18 protein-coding genes and 1 other RNA gene are annotated in these 16540 nt (G+C 66.2%); 10 read left to right on the forward strand and 9 right to left on the reverse strand.

What is annotated here, in order from left to right:
• The first annotated feature begins 187 nt into the window (after positions 1-187).
• A complete protein-coding gene (gene rpmE / locus NNZ72_RS02720) occupies positions 188-409 on the forward strand; it encodes a 50S ribosomal protein L31 (protein WP_257312342.1) in 222 nt (73 codons plus the stop codon).
• Between the two features lie 280 nt (positions 410-689).
• Here the strand turns inward: rpmE and rcdA are convergent, their stop codons facing one another.
• The 3 genes from rcdA to NNZ72_RS02735 form a co-directional block, all read right to left on the reverse strand.
• A complete protein-coding gene (gene rcdA, locus NNZ72_RS02725) occupies positions 690-1208 on the reverse strand; it encodes a protease adaptor protein RcdA (RefSeq protein WP_257312347.1) in 519 nt (172 codons plus the stop codon).
• Between the two features lie 370 nt (positions 1209-1578).
• Positions 1579-1767, reverse strand: coding sequence for a DUF1192 domain-containing protein (locus NNZ72_RS02730; protein WP_257312350.1), 189 nt, complete (start codon positions 1765-1767; stop codon positions 1579-1581).
• Positions 1764-3041 (reverse strand): MFS transporter, encoded by a 1278-nt coding sequence (locus tag NNZ72_RS02735; protein WP_257312357.1) that lies wholly within the window; start codon positions 3039-3041, stop codon positions 1764-1766. The genes NNZ72_RS02730 and NNZ72_RS02735 overlap by 4 nt, the downstream gene beginning before the upstream one ends.
• 151 nt (positions 3042-3192) lie before the next feature.
• On the opposite strand from NNZ72_RS02735, the gene NNZ72_RS02740 reads away from it, so the two are divergent.
• Complete coding sequence (locus NNZ72_RS02740; protein ID WP_257312363.1) at positions 3193-3348, forward strand: hypothetical protein; 156 nt, start codon at positions 3193-3195, stop codon at positions 3346-3348.
• A 323-nt stretch (positions 3349-3671) separates the two neighbouring features.
• Here the strand turns inward: NNZ72_RS02740 and NNZ72_RS02745 are convergent, their stop codons facing one another.
• From NNZ72_RS02745 to tkt, 3 genes are all read right to left on the reverse strand, one after another.
• Complete coding sequence (locus tag NNZ72_RS02745; RefSeq protein ID WP_257312366.1) at positions 3672-4871, reverse strand: phosphoglycerate kinase; 1200 nt, start codon at positions 4869-4871, stop codon at positions 3672-3674.
• A 337-nt stretch (positions 4872-5208) separates the two neighbouring features.
• A complete protein-coding gene (gap, locus tag NNZ72_RS02750) occupies positions 5209-6210 on the reverse strand; it encodes a type I glyceraldehyde-3-phosphate dehydrogenase (protein WP_257312372.1) in 1002 nt (333 codons plus the stop codon).
• A 73-nt stretch (positions 6211-6283) separates the two neighbouring features.
• Positions 6284-8266, reverse strand: coding sequence for a transketolase (gene tkt, locus NNZ72_RS02755; RefSeq protein ID WP_257312378.1), 1983 nt, complete (start codon positions 8264-8266; stop codon positions 6284-6286).
• Between the two features lie 306 nt (positions 8267-8572).
• Between tkt and NNZ72_RS02760 the strand changes: the two genes are divergently transcribed.
• From NNZ72_RS02760 to NNZ72_RS02775, 4 genes are all read left to right on the forward strand, one after another.
• Complete coding sequence (locus tag NNZ72_RS02760) at positions 8573-8845, forward strand: DUF4164 domain-containing protein (protein ID WP_257312381.1); 273 nt, start codon at positions 8573-8575, stop codon at positions 8843-8845.
• 17 nt (positions 8846-8862) lie between these two features.
• Complete coding sequence (locus tag NNZ72_RS02765; RefSeq protein WP_257312386.1) at positions 8863-9234, forward strand: cell division protein ZapA; 372 nt, start codon at positions 8863-8865, stop codon at positions 9232-9234.
• A gap of 63 nt (positions 9235-9297) precedes the next feature.
• A non-coding RNA gene (gene ssrS, locus NNZ72_RS02770) (6S RNA) lies at positions 9298-9456 on the forward strand.
• Between the two features lie 190 nt (positions 9457-9646).
• On the forward strand, positions 9647-10789 hold the full coding sequence (locus NNZ72_RS02775) for a hypothetical protein (protein WP_257312388.1): 1143 nt from the start codon (positions 9647-9649) through the stop codon (positions 10787-10789).
• Positions 10790-10861: 72 nt separating this feature from the next.
• Here NNZ72_RS02775 and tal read toward each other — a convergent pair whose 3' ends face one another.
• Positions 10862-11824, reverse strand: a complete 963-nt coding sequence (gene tal / locus NNZ72_RS02780) for a transaldolase (RefSeq protein ID WP_257312390.1) — start codon at positions 11822-11824, stop codon at positions 10862-10864.
• Positions 11825-12123: 299 nt separating this feature from the next.
• Here tal and NNZ72_RS02785 point away from each other — a divergent pair, with 299 nt between their 5' ends.
• Positions 12124-13110: a sugar-binding transcriptional regulator gene (locus NNZ72_RS02785; RefSeq protein WP_257312393.1), complete on the forward strand. Its 987-nt coding sequence runs from the start codon at positions 12124-12126 to the stop codon at positions 13108-13110.
• Position 13111: 1 nt separating this feature from the next.
• On the opposite strand, the gene NNZ72_RS02790 is transcribed toward NNZ72_RS02785, so the two are convergent.
• Positions 13112-13333: a helix-turn-helix transcriptional regulator gene (locus tag NNZ72_RS02790; protein WP_257312396.1), complete on the reverse strand. Its 222-nt coding sequence runs from the start codon at positions 13331-13333 to the stop codon at positions 13112-13114.
• Between the two features lie 161 nt (positions 13334-13494).
• On the opposite strand from NNZ72_RS02790, the gene NNZ72_RS02795 reads away from it, so the two are divergent.
• Together NNZ72_RS02795 and NNZ72_RS02800 are read left to right on the forward strand one after the other, a co-directional pair.
• A complete protein-coding gene (locus NNZ72_RS02795) occupies positions 13495-14079 on the forward strand; it encodes a 5-formyltetrahydrofolate cyclo-ligase (RefSeq protein ID WP_257312398.1) in 585 nt (194 codons plus the stop codon).
• Positions 14080-14088: 9 nt separating this feature from the next.
• Positions 14089-14913: a TIGR00282 family metallophosphoesterase gene (locus tag NNZ72_RS02800; RefSeq protein ID WP_257312401.1), complete on the forward strand. Its 825-nt coding sequence runs from the start codon at positions 14089-14091 to the stop codon at positions 14911-14913.
• A 16-nt stretch (positions 14914-14929) separates the two neighbouring features.
• Here the strand turns inward: NNZ72_RS02800 and NNZ72_RS02805 are convergent, their stop codons facing one another.
• A complete protein-coding gene (locus NNZ72_RS02805) occupies positions 14930-15463 on the reverse strand; it encodes a pyridoxamine 5'-phosphate oxidase family protein (RefSeq protein ID WP_257312403.1) in 534 nt (177 codons plus the stop codon).
• Positions 15464-15645: 182 nt separating this feature from the next.
• On the opposite strand from NNZ72_RS02805, the gene NNZ72_RS02810 reads away from it, so the two are divergent.
• Complete coding sequence (locus tag NNZ72_RS02810; RefSeq protein ID WP_371747683.1) at positions 15646-16470, forward strand: MBL fold metallo-hydrolase; 825 nt, start codon at positions 15646-15648, stop codon at positions 16468-16470.
• Positions 16471-16540: the final 70 nt, after the last annotated feature.

Consider the following 16540-nt stretch of genomic DNA (forward strand, 5'->3'; position numbering starts at 1 on the left):
CCGTTTCCAGTGCCTGCCGGCACGAATTGACTTTCGGCTCTTGTTATCCGGACGGCCATCATGTATAGGCTCGCCATCGAATTGGGAAGCCGCAGGTTCGACCGACCGCGGCTTCATTTACGTCTTTGGCCCGGCCGCCGCAATGCGTTGCGACAAATGGCCACCCGGAACAGGCAGGAAGAGTGTCATGAAGGCTGAAATCCATCCCGACTACCACACGATCAAGGTCGTGATGACCGACGGCACCGAGTACGAAACCCGCTCGACCTGGGGTTCGGAAGGCGCCACGATGAACCTCGAAATCGACCCGAAGTCCCACCCGGCCTGGACCGGCGGCAACCAGCAGCTGATGGATCGCGGCGGCCGCGTCTCGAAGTTCAAGAAGCGCTTCGAAGGCCTCGGCCTCTGATCTTCGGCTCTTCGCCTCGCATTGCAGGAACCCGGCCTCGGCCGGGTTTTTTGTTGTCCGGGGCGCCCCTCCTCCGGCCGCCGCCACCTTCTCCCCGCAAGCGGGGAGAAGGGGATGCCGCGCCGTTTTCATCCCTTTCGTGAATGGGGAAACCGTTGCGCCCAGCCTTCCTCGCCCCGCTTGCGGGGAGAGGATGCCGGCAGGCAGGTGAGGGGCAAACACATCCAGGCAACAAAAAACCCGGCCGAAGCCGGGCCCGTATCCGTCAAAGGCGGCGCGCTCAGTTGTTGCCGAAGGCCGTCTGCAGCAGGTGGAGCTGGGCCTGGACGCTGTTCTGATTGTCCGGCTGGAAGGACTGGACGTCCTGCGGGCGGTAGATCTCGCGGTCGAGCAGGGCGACGCGGTTCTGCAGGCGCAGCGACCGCTCGATGAGGTCGCGGAAGGCTTCCGGCAGGTCGTTCCAGCCGGGCGCGGCGCGGTCGACGTTGAAGCTGTCGAGGCGTACCTTGTTCTTCTCGGCGATCACCTGATCGCGGCTCATCTCGCCGTTGTTGACGGCGCGCTGCAGCAGGAGCCAGGAGGCCATCTGCATCAGGCGGGTGGTGAGACGCATCGACTCGGCCGCATAGAGCACCGAGGCCATGCGCGGCAGCACCTTGGAGGCCTGGCGGCCGACGCCGTCGAGATAGGTCGCCGTTTCCTCGACGAGGCCCATGCCCTCGGCATAGAGCGACTTGAACTGCGCGGACGCGGCGGCATGGCCGGCGAAGCTGACGGTGTTCAATCCTCTTTCGGACATGGTGTGATCCCTGTTCAACGCATTACGAGGCAAGTAACGGTAGGAGCACGGGGTGAGTTCCCGCGTCGTTTGATGGCCGCAGGATGATCCCATAACCCATTTCACGCAAGGGTATTCTTAAGGAAAGGTTAATGTCCACAATTCTTTCGGGACGACGATTGCCGGGCGGGCGATACACAAAAAAAGAGCCGCGGGAAGCGGCTCTCAAGGTAAAACAGGGAGAAAAATCAGACCGATTCGCCAAGCGGTGAAAATGTCTGAATCCGGAAGGACCGGATGTATGAATAATAGCTCGTAAGGCTTAATGGACGGTTAACTCTGTTCGGTCTTGCCTCGCCGCTGTGCCTTCTCTGCACGGGCGCTGTATTCCTCACCGGAACAAGCCTTCGGCCGCGGCGCGGCTTGCGCCTTTCCTTGTCCTTTCCGCCTCCAGGCGGGCGATCTCTTCCTTCAGCAGCTCGATCCGCGCCGAAAGCTCGTCGACGGAGAGCAGCGACAGGTCGCTGCCGATCTCGTGCGCGGTCTTCTTCGCGGGGCGGTCGTCGTCGAAGAGGCTCATGGCGTGCGGTCTCCCTGGTTTTCCTCGCCGGCGCCCGCGGAGGGCAGGGCGCGGGGCGAGAGCTGGAGGCTTTCCGGCGTCGTCAGCGTGCCGGGATTGATCGTGGTGTAGGCGTCGCGCATCTCCGCCGGCTTGGCGGCGCGGCGGCGGCTGCGGAAGATGGCGTAGGCGGAGATCAGCACATGCGCCCAGCCCGTCACCATGAACAGCGCATAGGGGCCGACCGACGACATGATCGGGCCGCCGATGGTCGGGCCGATGATCGTGCCGATGCCGTAGAGCAGGAGCAGGCCGCCGGAGATCTTCACGAAGTCCTCGGGCTCGGCGAAGTCGTTGGCGTGCGACACGGCGATCGGGTAGAGCGCGTTGGCGGCAGCACCATAGATCGCCGTCATGGCGAGCAGCCAGACGACCGAGACGGGCTGGAACACGAAGAGCGACAGCCCGGCGACCGCCCCCACTCCGGCGAGGGCGGCAAGCACCATGCGCCGGTCCACGCGGTCGGAGATGCGGCCGGCGGGAAGCTGCATGACGGCGCCGGCGAAGATGGCAACGCTCATCATCGTGGCGATCATGCCCGACGCGAGGCCGACCTTGGCGCCGAAGACGGCGCCGAGCGTGCCGAAGGCGCCGTTGGCGATGCCGATCAGCAGGATGCCGACGCAGGCGATCGGCGAGGTGCGGAAGAGGGCGGGGATGTCGAGGCGGACCTGCTTCAGCGGCTGCGGCGAGGCGGCGGTCGACAGTGTCGTCGGCAGCATGGCGAGGCAGTAGAGGATGCCCGCGACCATGAAGAGGATGGGCGTCGCCACGTCGCCGAGCGCCACCGTCATCTGCCCGCCGACGGTGCCGATGAGCGTGATGGCGATATAGAGCGAGAAGATCAGGCCGCGGCTCTCGTTGGTGGCGCGCTCGTTCAGCCAGCTCTCGATGATCATCGAGGTGCCGGCGATGGCGAAGCCCGTGATGGCGCGCAGCGCCACCCACCAGAACGGATCGACGAGGATGCCGGTGAGCAGCGCGATGATGGCGATCAGCGAGGCGAAACCGGAAAAGGCGCGCACATGGCCGATCCGCTTGACGATGGCGGGCGCGAGCAGGCAGCCGAGCACGAAGCCCGAGGCCCAGGACGTGCCGAGCAGGCCGAGGATCGTCGTCTCGTATCCCTCATAGGCGCCGCGCATCGGCAGAAGCAGGCCGTGCAGGCCGTTGCCCAGGAAGAGGAACAGCGTGCCCGTCAGAAGCGCGAAGACGGAAATGAGGTTTTTTCGCATGTGTCGCAACGTCGCAGGTTAAGGAGCAATAGGCATACAAGCGGGGCGGGCCGGACGCAAACCCGGCAGACGCTTGCCGGCGGCTTTTCCAAGTCGCTGATCGCTTGGAAAAATGTCCGTCCTGTGACAGGAACGGACAAAGGAATCCGTCATGTCGAAAATCCTGCCTGCCCTTCTTCTCGTCGCGATGCTGCTCCAGCTCGTCCGGCCGCTCGGCCTGCCGGGCCTGAGGCGCCGGGCCGATTTCTGGAAAATCGCCGTCGCGGCGATCGTGCTGATGATGCTGACGGTGGCGATCCGGCCGTGAGGAGGTGGCCACAGGCCGGAGGCGGGCGCGATACCCCCCTCTGCCCTGCCGGGCAGAGGGGGTAGGGCGAAGCCCCGAACAACCCGGAAAATCAAAAGGGCCACGCTTGGCGTGGCCCCCATGAGGTTTGGTCCGGCTTGGACCCGGGCGCGAGGCCCGAAGGAAGGTGCGACTAGAGCGAGGGCTGCCCCGCTTCCGTCACCACAACTCCCATGTCCGCGGCCAAGGCCAAAATCTCACTAGACATCGGATCACCTTCCTTTCTCTACGTTGACGTTGAGATCAATGTAGGCGATCCGCGGCGAAGCACAAGCCCCGCCCGGTCATTTCTGCCGGTGGAGGATGTCCACGCCCGGCAGCACCTTGCCTTCCATCCATTCGAGAAAGGCGCCGCCCGCCGTCGAGATGTAGGTGAAGTCGTCGGAGACGCCGGCATGGTTGAGGGCGGCCACCGTGTCGCCGCCGCCGGCGACGGAGACGAGCCTGCCCTCCTTCGTGCGCGCCGCCGCGTGGCGGGCGGCCGAGACCGTCGCCTTGTCGAAGGGGGCGATCTCGAAGGCGCCGAGCGGGCCGTTCCAGACGAGCGTCGCCGCGCGCGAGATCCAGGTGTTGACGGCCTCGACCGTCTTCGGCCCGACGTCGAGCACCATGGCGTCGGCGGGAATGGCGTCGATGGCGACCACCTCGTTGTCGGCATCGGCCTTGAACTCGCGGGCGACGACGCCGTCCTCCGGCAGCACGATGGCGCAGGTCGCCGTCGCCGCCTCGATCATGATCTGCCGGGCGGTCTCGGCGAGGTCGTGCTCGCAGAGCGACTTGCCGACATTCGTGCCGCGGGCGGCGAGGAAGGTGTTGGCCATGCCGCCGCCGATCACCAGCGCGTCGACCTTCTTCACGAGGTTCATGAGGAGGTCGATCTTGGTCGAGACCTTGGCGCCGCCGACGATGGCGACGACCGGGCGGGCGGGATTGCCGAGGCCCTTCTCCAGTGCCTCCAGCTCGGCCTGCATGGTGCGGCCGGCATAGGCGGGAAGGCGGTGCGCCAGCCCTTCGGTCGAGGCGTGCGCGCGGTGGGCGGCGGAGAAGGCGTCGTTGACGTAGATGTCGCCGTTCGCGGCAAGCGCTGCCGTGAAGTCTTCCGTGTTCTTCTCCTCGCCCTTGTGGAAGCGGGTGTTTTCGAGAAGCAGGATGTCGCCGTCGCCCATCGCGGCGATGGCGCTTTCCGCCTCATCACCGATGCAGTCGGTGGCGAAGCGCACATCCTTGCGCAGCACGTCCTTCACGGCGGGCAGGATCTGCTGCAGCGACATCTCGGCGACGGCCTCACCCTTGGGGCGGCCGAAATGGGCGAGCAGGATGACCTTGGCGCCCTTGTCGGAGAGTTCGAGGATGGTCGGCGCGACGCGCTCGATGCGGGTCGTGTCGGTGACCTTGCCGTCCTTGACCGGCACGTTGAGATCGACGCGGACGAGCACGCGCTTGCCGGCGATGTCGGTGAGGTTGTCGAGGGTCTTGAAGGTCATTGGGCGTCTCCGGTGAGTGGCAGGAGCCTGGAATTGGAAGCGGCGTGCCGGGGAACTCCGCCTTGCCGGCGGGGCAATCGCATACGGAATTCGGAAGGTGCCGTCTGGTCCTTCTCCCCGTCGGGGAGAGGTCGCGGCAGCGGGATGGGAGGGTGAGCGAAGCGAAAGACGGCCCGCTTACCCCCTCATCCGGCCCTTCGGGCCCCCTTCTCCCCGACGGGGAGAAGGGGAAAACGGTGACGTCCTGGCATATGCGATTGCCCCGCCGGCAAGGGAGAGATGCCCGGTAGGGCAGAAGGGGTATCGCGTCCGGGGCGGGACGCGATACCGTCTTGCATCAGATCAGCTTGCCGAAGGCGACGGCCGTGTCGGCCATGCGGTTGGAGAAGCCCCATTCGTTGTCGTACCAGGACAGGATGCGGACGAGGTCGCCCTCGAGCACCTTCGTCTGGTCGGCGGCGAAGTTGGACGAGTTGGCGTCGTGGTTGAAGTCGACCGAGACGAGCGGGCCGGTGACGTAGTCGAGGATGCCCTTGAGCTCGCCTTCGGCCGCGGCCTTGACGGCGGCGTTGACTTCCTCGGCCGTGACCTTGCGGGACGGCACGAACTTCAGGTCGACGACCGAGACGTTCGGGGTCGGCACGCGGATCGCCGAGCCGTCGAGCTTGCCCTTGAGCTCCGGCAGCACGAGGCCGACGGCCTTGGCCGCGCCCGTCGAGGTCGGGATCATGGAAAGGGCGGCGGCGCGGGCGCGGTAGAGGTCCTTGTGCATCGTGTCGAGCGTCGGCTGATCCCCCGTGTAGGAGTGGATCGTCGTCATGTAGCCCTTCTCGATGCCGAAGGCCTTGTGCAGGACGTAGGCGACGGGCGCCAGGCAGTTCGTCGTGCAGGAGGCGTTCGAGATGACGCGGTCGTCCCTGGTCAGCGAGTTGTGGTTGACGCCGTAGACGATGGTCTTGTCGGCATTGTCGCACGGCGCCGAGACGATGACGCGCTTGGAGCCGTTCGCCAGGTGTGCCGAGGCCTTCTCCTTCGAGGTGAAGATGCCGGTGCACTCGAGCGCGATGTCGACGTCGCTCCAGGGCAGGTCCTTCGGATCGCGCACGGCGGTGACGCGGATCGGGCCGCGGCCGACGTCGATCGTGTCGCCGGAGACGGTGACGGTGCCGGGGAACTTGCCGTGCACGGAATCGTAGCGCATCAGGTGGGCGTTCGTCTCGACCGGGCCGAGGTCGTTCAGCGCCACGACCTCGATGTCGGTGCGGCCGGATTCGATGATGGCGCGCAGCACGTTGCGGCCGATGCGGCCGAATCCGTTGATGGCAACTTTCACAGTCATTTGGGGCTTCTCCCTGTCAAAAATCTGTTTGCGGACCCGGAGGGCGCGGGGTCGGCCGCGCCCGGCGGGAAGCTCAGGCGAGCTTGGCTTCGGCGGCGGCGACCACCGCTTCCGGCGTGATGCCGAAATGCTTGTAGAGCTCCTTGTAGGGACCCGACGCGCCGAAGGAGGACATGCCGACGAAGGCGCCGTCCGAGCCGATGAAGCGGTCCCAGCCCTGGCGGATGCCGGCCTCGACGGCGATCTTCACCGGCGACGTGCCGACGACGGCTTCCTGGTAGGCTTCCGGCTGCTCGGTGAAGAGCTCGAAGCAGGGAACGGAGACGACGCGCGTGGAAATGCCCTTGGCCGTCAGCGCCTGGCAGGCCTTGACCGCGATCTCGACCTCGGAGCCCGAGGCGAAGATCGTCACCTTGGCGTCGGCGGCCGAGATGAGGTCGTAGGCGCCGCGGGCGCAGAGATTCTCCTCCTCGTATTCCGTGCGCACGGCCATCAGGTTCTGGCGGGTGAGCGCGATGCCGGAGGGGCGGTTGTGGCTTTCGAGCGCGAGCTGCCAGCACTCCGCCGTCTCGGTCGCGTCTGCCGGACGGAAGACGAGCAGGTTCGGGATGGCGCGCAGCGCCGCCAGATGCTCGACCGGCTGGTGCGTCGGACCGTCCTCGCCGAGCCCGATGGAATCGTGGGTCAGCACGTGAATGACGCGGATGCCCATCAGCGCGGCGAGCCGGATCGACGGACGGCAATAGTCCGAGAAGATCAGGAAGCCGCCGGAATAGGGAATGAGGCCGCCGTGCAGGGCGATCCCGTTCATCGCCGCCGCCATGCCGTGCTCGCGCACGCCGTAATGGAGGTAGCGGCCGGAGAAGTCGGTCGGCGTGATCGACTTGGTCTGGCTGGTCTTGGTGTTGTTGGAGCCGGTGAGGTCGGCCGAGCCGCCGATCGTCTCCGGCAGCACGCCGTTGATGACCTCCAGCGCGTCCTCAGAGGCCTTGCGGGTCGCGGGGCCGGGCTTGGTCTCGGCGAGCTTCCTCTTGTAGTCGGAGATGGCGGAGTCGAGGCTGCTTTCCAGTTCGCCGGCGAAGCGGCGGACGAACTGCGCCTTCTTCTCGGCCTCGGTCTTTTCGAGGCGGGCTTCCCATTCCTTGTGCGCCTTGGTCGAGCGCAGGCCGGCGAGCCGCCAGGCGTCGAGCACGTCTGAGGGCACGACGAAGGCTTCCGATTCCCAGTTGAGCGCCTTGCGCGTGGCGGCGATCTCGTCGGCGCCGAGCGGCGAGCCGTGCACCTTGTGCGTGCCGGCCTTGTTGGGCGCGCCCCAGCCGATCGTCGTCTTGCAGGCGATCATGGTCGGCTTGTCGGACTTCTGCGCTTCCTCGATGGCGGCGGCGATGGCGTCCGGATCGTGACCGTCGACGGCGATCGTGTGCCAGTTCGAGGCGCGGAAGCGGGCGTGCTGGTCGGTCGAGTCGGCGATCGAGATCGGGCCGTCGATGGAGATGTTGTTGTCGTCCCAGAAGACGATCAGCTTGTTGAGCCTGAGGTGGCCGGCAAGCGAGATCGCCTCCTGGCTGATGCCCTCCATGAGGCAGCCGTCGCCGACGAGCGCATAGGTGTAGTGCTCCATCAGGTCGGCGCCGAATTCCTCGCGCAGCTTGCGCTCGGCGATCGCCATGCCGACGGCGTTGGCGATGCCCTGGCCGAGCGGGCCGGTCGTCGTCTCGATGCCGGCGGCGTGGCCGTATTCCGGATGGCCGGCGGTCCTGGCGCCGAGCTGGCGGAAGTTCCTGATCTCGTCGATGGTGATGTCCTCGTAGCCGGTCAGGTAGAGGAGCGAATAGAGCAGCATCGAGCCGTGGCCGGCCGACAGCACGAAACGGTCCCGGTTCGGCCAGGACGGATTCTTCGGGTCGAAGGAGAGGAAACGGGTGAAAAGCACCGTTGCGATGTCCGCCGCTCCCATGGGCAGGCCGGGATGACCGGAGTTCGCCTTCTCCACGGCGTCCATGGAAAGAAAGCGGATTGCGTTCGCCATCCGATCGTGTTTTTCGCGAGAGATCATGACTGTTCCGTACTCTTCGGGGTGTCAGGGCCGACCTCGTTCCCGAGCATCGGTTAGGAAGCGGGTGACACATAGCAGGTGCACCGTCGGAGTCAACGAATTCAGCGGCTTTTGCGGCCTTTCCGGGCGGATTCGCCGCGGTTTTGCAGGCGTCGGCGAGGCCTGTCGCGACACGGGTCCACAGGGGTCTGCCGGGGTCGGGGCGCGTGCTGTTGACGGTGCCGCCCGCAGTTGAATACTGTCGGGCGTTGGGAACCGGCGCCGGCGGCGGCGATTCGTGTCTTTGAGAGTGCCGGTGAAGGCTTCATGACGAACGGGGAAACAGTCAGGGCGGCAATCGAGGGGCTGCGCAAGGCCATCGCCTCCCTCGACGGCGCGCTCGATGCGCGCCTGGAACGCGAGCGCGACCGGGCCGAGATCGACGGCGAGGTCCGGCGCGTCAATGCCGACCGATCGCGCCTCGCCCAGGAGCTCGACCAGTCCGAATTCCGCGCCAACCGGCTGGAGGAGGTCAACCGCGAGGTCTCCCGCCGGCTGGTCACCGCGATGGAAACGATCCGCGCGGTGCTCGACCGCTAACCAATCAGGACATCAGCATGGCACAGGTAACGGTATCGATCGACGGCAAGGCCTATCGCATGGCCTGCGAGGAGGGGCAGGAGAGCCACCTCGAGGAACTCGCCGCCGGCTTCGACCGCTATGTCGGGCACCTGAAGAGCCAGTTCGGCGAGATCGGCGACCTGCGCCTGACGGTCATGGCCGGGATCATGGTGATGGACGAATTGAACGACGTCCGCCGCCGGCTCGAGCGCATCGAGAAGGAGACCGAGGAACTGCGCAAGGGGCGCGAGGGCGTGATGGCCGAGGTCTCGAAGAACGAGGAGGCGATCGCGCTGGCGCTCGGCGAACTGACCAACCAGATCCAGGGCATGGCCGCCAAGCTCACCGGCAAGGCGCCGGTCAACTGATCGCGTCGGCCGGCGCGATGAAATGCCACTGGCGCAAACCGCGTTTTCGCCCTATATGTCGAAGGCGGTCTGCGCTTCCCGACAGGTAATCACATCCCCGGGGCCATACACGATCTCAAGGGAGTTGTCCCTGACCGGACCTGTGGGTCCGGACATACGGCGCCCACCTACTTTGTAGGCACCCGGGATCGTAAAAACGCCATCGGTCGTCGTGGATCGCGCTTTTCCCTTATTGTCGGAATGTCAGGTCCGGGCGCCGTAGGTTGCGCGGCGGCGTGGTTAACCAATCCTGAATCATCTCCTTGTGTCGTCCGGTTCACATGGCGTATCGATTTGTCATGGCGACTATCCGTTGCTGAAGTTTTATTAAATATCTAACTTTCTATCATTCACGATGTGATGGTGTTTCCCCATGGCGACGGTGTATTCTCTGCCGGATTCTTCTCCGAAGCCGCTGAATTCCTATTTGAGTGCGATATCCAGTAATTTCATAATATTATCGGTATTCTCCTATTTCATCGGAATTTTGTATGCGGTAAAAGTTTCTCTGAATAATGGCGACTTTTCCTACTTTTCGTACAAGATAACGCAGTTCCATATTAATTACATGGATTTCGGCTTCGCCCGGCGCGGGGCAATCGGCACCGTCCTCCATCCCCTGATCGATGGCTTCTCCGGAAACATCGACTACGAATACCTTTTCATAATCTCATTCGACTTCGCGCTTTTCATTGCCGTCGTCTGGGTCGCGCATCGGGTTCTGTCCGCGATGGAATCCGACAGGCCGTCCTTCTCCTTCTGGACGCGCCTGGCGCTGCTGATCGCGCCGGCCGGTTTCATGCAGTTCTCCTACGACGTCGCACGCTACGACCACGCAAACTATCTGATCCTGTTCCTGGCGCTCTGGCTGGCGGCTTGGGGGCGGCCGTACTGGGCGGGGGTCGCGATGGCGGCCGGCGTTCTGGTGCACGAGGCGATGTTCTTCTACGGCCTGCCGGTGCTGGTGGTTCTCGCCCTTCTGCGCGCCGCGCCGCGGCGGGAGATCGCGCTGAGCCTTGTCCCGGCCGTCGCGGCCATGGCGCTGATCGCCCTGTTCGGCAACATCGACGCCGACCTCGCCGTCGTGCTCGGGCCGGACCGCGCCGGCGGGGCGGAAGCCTGGCAGCGCGTGGTTCTGGAACCTGCATCGCACCTGGGGTTCTCCGACTACGCTCTCCTGGCCTTCTACGTCGGGGTGCCCTGCTATTTCTTGCTGCGTTTCGCGCGGGCGAATGGCTTTTCGCTGCCGGTCTTCGCCGGGCAGCTGCTTTTCGTCTGCGCCCTGTTCCTGCTGGGCGTGGACTATTTCCGCTGGGCGCACCTCCTCTTCGTCTCCGCGGTGACGACCACGGCCGCCATTCTGATTGCGAACAGGAAGGCCGCGCTGCCGGCGACCGGCGGCTTCGAAAGATTGGTGCTGGCGCTCTACGTTCTTCCGCTCGGCCCGATCGGCGTACGGGAGCCGCTGCCCTATGTCGAGAGGATCTGGAACGAAGTGGTGATGAGGCTGCTGTAGCCTCTCTTTTCCGGTCTCGAACAAAAGAAAGAAGGCCACCCGCGAGGGTGGCCTTCGCCGTTCCGGTTGCGGCTATGCGGCCGCCTTCAGTTCCTTGTCGATCATCGCCCTGAGGCTGCCGAGGTCCTTGGCGAAGGAGCGGATGCCTTCCGAGAGCTTCTCGGTCGCCATGGCGTCCTCGTTCAGCATCCAGCGGAAGGTCTTCTCGTCGATTTCCACCGGGGCGACCCTGGCGGCCTTCTCCGGCGAGAGGCGGCGCTCCAGCGTGCCGTCCGCCGCATCCAGCTCTTCCAGCAGCGCCGGGCTGATCGTCAGCCGGTCGCAGCCGGCAAGGGCCTCGATCTCGCCGACGTTGCGGAACGAGGCGCCCATGACGATCGTGTCGATGCCGTTCGACTTGTAGTAGTCGTAGATCGCGCGCACCGAAAGCACGCCCGGGTCCTCCTCCGCCGTGAAGGTCTTGCCGCTCGCCTTGACGTGCCAGTCGAGGATGCGGCCGACGAAGGGCGAGATCAGGAAGACACCGGCGTCGGCGCAGGCGATCGCCTGGGCCTTGTTGAAGAGCAGCGTCAGGTTGCAGTCGATGCCTTCCTTCTGCAGCACTTCCGCGGCGCGGATGCCTTCCCAGGTCGAGGCGAGCTTGATCAGGATGCGTTCGCGGGAAATGCCGCGCGCGTCATAGGCCTTGATGATCCCGCGCGCCTTGGCGATGGAGCCCTCGGTGTCGAAGGAGAGGTCGGCGTCGACCTCGGTCGAGACGCGGCCGGGCACGAGCTCGGCAAGGGCCGCGCCGACGGAAATCGCCAGGCGGTCGGCGACGGCGGAAACGACGCCCTCGCGATTGCCGCCCTGGGACTGGCCCCAGCGGATCGCCTCGGAGACGGCGTCGGCGAAGACCGGCGTGCCGAGCGCCTTGAGCACGATGGTGGGGTTGGTGGTGCAGTCGACCGGCTTCAGGCGGCGCACCGCGTCGATATCGCCGGTATCCGCGACGACGGTCGTCATCGCGCGGAGCTGTTCAAGCTTGGATGCCATTTCCAAAATCCCGAGTGGTTGCCGTCGGGCCGCCTTCCGCAGGAAAGGCGTGGCCCTCCTCCATGTTCCTTTGACGGCTTGCGCGACGGACCGTGCTTCCTTTTCCGTCGCCGCGCTCGCCGGCACGACATATCCGCCGGCAGAAAGCGCCAGCCGACATGGCCGGACTATCCGGGATTTCCGGGAAGAAAGCAAGGACTTTTGCGTACTCCTGTGGTCATTTGTCCAGCTGGCGCGGTTCGTGCTAGGATGGCGCCCGCGCCGCGGCGCGGTGAATGCAAGTCATGACAGGAGGCGACGTGGCGAGGCTCCGACGCGACACACACACGGCCTATTCGGAATCGGCGGCGCTGCGCCTGCGCGCCGCATGGCTCTATTACAATCAGGGGCTGACGCAGAAGGACGTCGCCGAAAAGCTCGGGGTGAGCCGCACCACCGTCGTGCGCATGCTCGACGAGGCGCTGAAGCGCTCCGAGGTGCAGATCTGGATCGACGAGGGCGTGGGCGACTGCGTCGAGCTCGCCGTCCGGCTGGAGAAGGCCTACGGGCTCGACGAGGCCGTGGTGGTGCCGGCCGCCGACAGCGCCGAGGCGACGGCCCGGAGCGTCGGCCTCGCGCTCGGCCAGTTCCTGACCGAGGCGATCCCGGACGACTGCACGGTGGGTGTGGGCTGGGGACGGACGCTGACGGCCTCGCTCGCGAGCTTCCGCCCGGCACGGCGCGAGCGGGTGAAGGTCGTGTCGCTGCTCGGCGGCGTGGTCGAGGCGCATCACATCAACCCGATCGAATATACCTGGCGGCTGGCGAGCCAGCTCGGCGCGGAGTGCTATCTCTTCCTCGCGCCGCTGCTCGTCGATTCGCGCGAGACCAAGCGCAGCCTGATCGAGAAATGCGGGCTGAAGACGCTGTTCGACCGGGCGGAGAACATGGACATCGCCGTGGTGAGCTGCGGCGACATCGGCCCGCGCTCCAGCTCGCTGTCGCGCGATTTCATCGCCCGAGACGAGCTGGAGGAACTGATCGCCGCGGGCTGCGTCTGCGACACGATGTGCAACTTCCTCGATGCGGAAGGCCGCACCATCGACCATCCGATCCGCCACCGCGTCATGTCGATCGACCTCGACACGGTCAGCAAGGCGCGCCACATCGTGCTCGTCTCCGGCGGCGCGCACCGGGCGCCGGCGATCCGCGCCACGATCCGCCGCATCGGCTGCAACACGCTGATCACCGACGAGGGCGCGGCCCAGGCGATGCTGCGGCTCGCCGAGGCGCCGGCGGCCGCCTGAGCTACAGGAGGCCGAGGCGGACGGCGCGGGTGATCGCGCCGGTGAGGTTCTGTGCGCCGAGCTTGTCGGTGGCGCTGCGCAGCGCCTCGGTCACGCGTTCGGGTGCGAGATCCGCCTCGCGGGCGATCTCGGCGGGCGTCCTGCCGAGGGCGGCAAGGCCGAGGCATTTCGTCTCTATCCCGGTCAGCTCGGGGCGTGATGATGAATCGTCGCGTGATGCCATGACCCGGCTTAGGCGGCTCGATACGCGGCGAAAAGCGCAAACTCTTCCGCTACTTAACGAAGTTCCGCGGGAATTTGGCCGCCTGTGCCGGAAAGGGACAGGGGGTTTGCCAGGGGCGGCCCGCGCCTGCTAAGCACGCACGAGACGGCAGGAGGCATCCCGTGACACCCAAGGAACGAAAGGCGGCGATCCGCAACGAGCGGCTGGCGCTGCGCGACGCGATGACGCCGGAGGCGCGCATCGAGGGCAGCCTCGCCATGGTGGAGCATGCGGGCGATGCCATCGCCCTTCCGCCCGGCACCGTCGTCTCCGGCTTCTGGCCGATCCGCTCGGAAGCGGACGTGCGGCCGCTCATGGCGCGCCTTCGCGCCCGCGGCGCGCGTCTGTGCTTGCCGGTCGTGCTCGATCGCGAGACGATCGTCTTCCGCGAACTGCTGCCCGGCGCGCCGGTCGTCAAGGTCGGCTTCGGCACGACGGGGCCTGGGCCGGAGGCGGCGGTGCTCGACCCCGACATCCTGCTCGTGCCGCTCTCGGCCTTCGACCGGTCGGGGCACCGCATCGGCTACGGCGCCGGCCACTACGACCGTGCGATCGACCGCCTGAGGGCGAAAGGCCGCGCGCCGAAACTGATCGGCATTGCCTTCGACTGCCAGGAAGTGGCATCAGTGCCCTCGGAACCGCACGACGTGGCGCTCGACGCCATCCTCACCGAAAGCGGTTTTCGCGTGTTGAACCCGGTTTCCTGAGGCAGGCCGATGCGATTTCTTTTCCTGGGCGACATGGTGGGCAAGACCGGGCGGACCGCCGTCTGGGAGCGCCTGCCGGGGCTGATTTCCGATTTCCAGCTCGATTTCGTCGTCGTCAACGGGGAGAACGCGGCCGGCGGCTTCGGCATCACCGAGGACATCTTCCTGGAGACGCTGAACGCCGGCGCCGACGTGGTGACGACCGGCAACCACGTCTGGGACCAGAAGGAGGCGGTGACCTTCGCCAGCCGCCACGATCAGTTCCTGCGGCCGGCGAACTATCCCGCCGGCACGCCGGGGCGCGGCGCGAACGTCTACGTCGCGAGGAACGGCGCGCGCGTTCTCGTCGCCAACGTCATGGGCCGCGTCTTCATGCATCCCGAGCTCGACGATCCCTTCATGGCGGGCGAGGCGATCCTCGCCTCCTGCCCGCTCGGCGAGCAGGCGGACGCGATCGTCTTCGACTTCCACGCCGAGGCGACCAGCGAGAAGCAGTGCTTCGGCCATTTCGTCGACGGGCGGGCGAGCGTGGTCGTCGGCACGCATACTCACGTGCCGACAGCCGATTGCCAGATCCTCAACGGCGGCACCGCCTATATGTCGGACGCCGGCATGTGCGGCGACTACGATTCCTCGCTCGGCATGGACAAGGAGGAGCCGCTCAACCGCTTCATCTCGAAGATGCCGAAGAGCCGCTTCGAGGCGGCCTCCGGGCCGGCGACGATCTGCGGCATGGCGGTCGAGATCTCCGACCGGACGGGCCTTGCCGAGAAGGTCGCGCCCCTGCGGCTCGGGCCGCGCCTCGCCGAGACGGTGCCGAGCTTCTGGAACTGAGGTTTCAGGCCCGGTTTCAGGCCATGTGGCGCAGGTGATCCGACGGCACGGCGAAGCGCACCTTCGTCTTCACGCCCACGTCCGGCTCCTCGTCGGGGTTGAGGTTGGCCTTGGCGATCTCCCAGCCGAATTTCAGCGTGCTGCCCGTCGAGGCCCAGATCTCGGCGTCCTCCATCTCCAGCACCAGCATGGTGAGCTTCGGGTCGTCCTTGCCGTGATCGTACCAGGCCGCGACCACGCTGCTCCAGTATTCGTCGATCTTCGCCGGGTCCCTGCGCACCGAGAGGCGGCCGGCGATGCAGGCGTGATAGTCGTGGTCCTTGCCGACGACGCAGAAATGCGCGTGCGCGCCGGGCGTCACGGCTTCTGCGATCGCCGCGTCGGTCTTGGTGAAGAACCAGATCGTCCCGCTCTTGCGGTCGAGCTGCGGGGCCATCGGCTGCATGTGCATGTGGCTTCCCTCGATGCCGAGCATGCCGGCATGGATGCGCTCGATCTCGTCGAAAAGCTGCTCGCGCGGGTTCTCGCGCGCCTGGGTGAGGCTGGACATGGTCGCTCCTTCTCCTGGCCGTTGTCGTGAAGTTCCTCAAACGCGGCATGCCGCGGCATGGTTCCGGGGGCGGCGGCTCAAGCGATCGTGATCGGCGGGGAGGCGGGAAAAATCTCGACCGCGGGAACGGCAGCGGGCATAGTTCGCCGACCAGAGGAAGGGTGTCGCCGATGCCGCATCTCCTGCTCGTTCCGTTCCTGTTTCTCGGCCTCACGGCTTTGCTGCCGGTCCATCCGGCGGCCGGGGAGGGCGAGCGGCCGGTGAGCCAGTGCCAGATGATCGCGCGCTCGCTTCCCGCCGCGACCTTCGCGAGCCTTTCCGGCCCGGCCATTCTCCCCGCGCAGGCGCGGGCGGACGAGGAGGTGCGGATCACCTTCATCGGCCACTCGACCTTCTTCATCGAGACGCCCGGCGGCGTGACGATCGCCACCGACTACAACGGCTGGTACAAGACGCCGGCGCTGCCCACCGTCGTGACGATGAACAAGGCCCATTCCAGCCACTACACGATGCATCCCGAGCCGGGCATCGCCCACGTGCTGCACGGCTGGGACGAGGCGTCGGCCACGGGCGCCGACCACGACCTCGTCGTCGATGACGTCTACATCCGCAACGTGCCGACCGACATCCGCTCCTGGGGGGGCGCGATGGAGCCGAACGGCAACTCGATCTTCATCTTCGAGGTGGCGGGACTGTGCATCGGCCATCTCGGCCACCTGCACCACGAGCTCACCGACACGCAATATGCCGAGATCGGCCGGCTCGACATCCTGATGGTGCCGGTCGACGGCGGGCTGACGATGGGGGCCGACAGCATGAGCCGCGTCGTGCAGCGGCTGCGCTCGTCGCTGATCCTGCCGATGCACCGCACCGGGCCGCCGGTCGAGCGGTTCCTCGCCATGTTCGGCGCGGATTTCGAGGTGGTGCGCAACGACGGCGCCACGCTCTCCGTCTCCCTTCGCAGCCTGCCGAAGCAGCCAACGATCCACATACTCGCCGGCATGTGAGGCTTCGCGCGCCCGCTCTGGACGGCGGGCGGCAATGAAATTATAAGGCGGCATTCCGAAAATCGGGGCA

Origin of the sequence: Shinella pollutisoli, assembly GCF_024609765.1 — a bacterium.
Classification (GTDB): Bacteria; Pseudomonadota; Alphaproteobacteria; order Rhizobiales; family Rhizobiaceae; genus Shinella; species Shinella pollutisoli.

Bases quoted from the DNA above. Each gene is read 5' to 3' on its own strand.
- rpmE (WP_257312342.1), top strand. From the start codon at position 188: ATGAAGGCTGAAATCCATCCCGACTACCACACGATCAAGGTCGTGATG.
- rcdA (WP_257312347.1), bottom strand. From the start codon at position 1,208: ATGTCCGAAAGAGGATTGAACACCGTCAGCTTCGCCGGCCATGCCGCC.
- NNZ72_RS02730 (WP_257312350.1), bottom strand. From the start codon at position 1,767: ATGAGCCTCTTCGACGACGACCGCCCCGCGAAGAAGACCGCGCACGAG.
- NNZ72_RS02735 (WP_257312357.1), bottom strand. From the start codon at position 3,041: ATGCGAAAAAACCTCATTTCCGTCTTCGCGCTTCTGACGGGCACGCTG.
- NNZ72_RS02740 (WP_257312363.1), top strand. From the start codon at position 3,193: ATGTCGAAAATCCTGCCTGCCCTTCTTCTCGTCGCGATGCTGCTCCAG.
- NNZ72_RS02745 (WP_257312366.1), bottom strand. From the start codon at position 4,871: ATGACCTTCAAGACCCTCGACAACCTCACCGACATCGCCGGCAAGCGC.
- gap (WP_257312372.1), bottom strand. From the start codon at position 6,210: ATGACTGTGAAAGTTGCCATCAACGGATTCGGCCGCATCGGCCGCAAC.
- tkt (WP_257312378.1), bottom strand. From the start codon at position 8,266: ATGATCTCTCGCGAAAAACACGATCGGATGGCGAACGCAATCCGCTTT.
- NNZ72_RS02760 (WP_257312381.1), top strand. From the start codon at position 8,573: ATGACGAACGGGGAAACAGTCAGGGCGGCAATCGAGGGGCTGCGCAAG.
- NNZ72_RS02765 (WP_257312386.1), top strand. From the start codon at position 8,863: ATGGCACAGGTAACGGTATCGATCGACGGCAAGGCCTATCGCATGGCC.
- NNZ72_RS02775 (WP_257312388.1), top strand. From the start codon at position 9,647: ATGGCGACGGTGTATTCTCTGCCGGATTCTTCTCCGAAGCCGCTGAAT.
- tal (WP_257312390.1), bottom strand. From the start codon at position 11,824: ATGGCATCCAAGCTTGAACAGCTCCGCGCGATGACGACCGTCGTCGCG.
- NNZ72_RS02790 (WP_257312396.1), bottom strand. From the start codon at position 13,333: ATGGCATCACGCGACGATTCATCATCACGCCCCGAGCTGACCGGGATA.
- NNZ72_RS02800 (WP_257312401.1), top strand. From the start codon at position 14,089: ATGCGATTTCTTTTCCTGGGCGACATGGTGGGCAAGACCGGGCGGACC.
- NNZ72_RS02805 (WP_257312403.1), bottom strand. From the start codon at position 15,463: ATGTCCAGCCTCACCCAGGCGCGCGAGAACCCGCGCGAGCAGCTTTTC.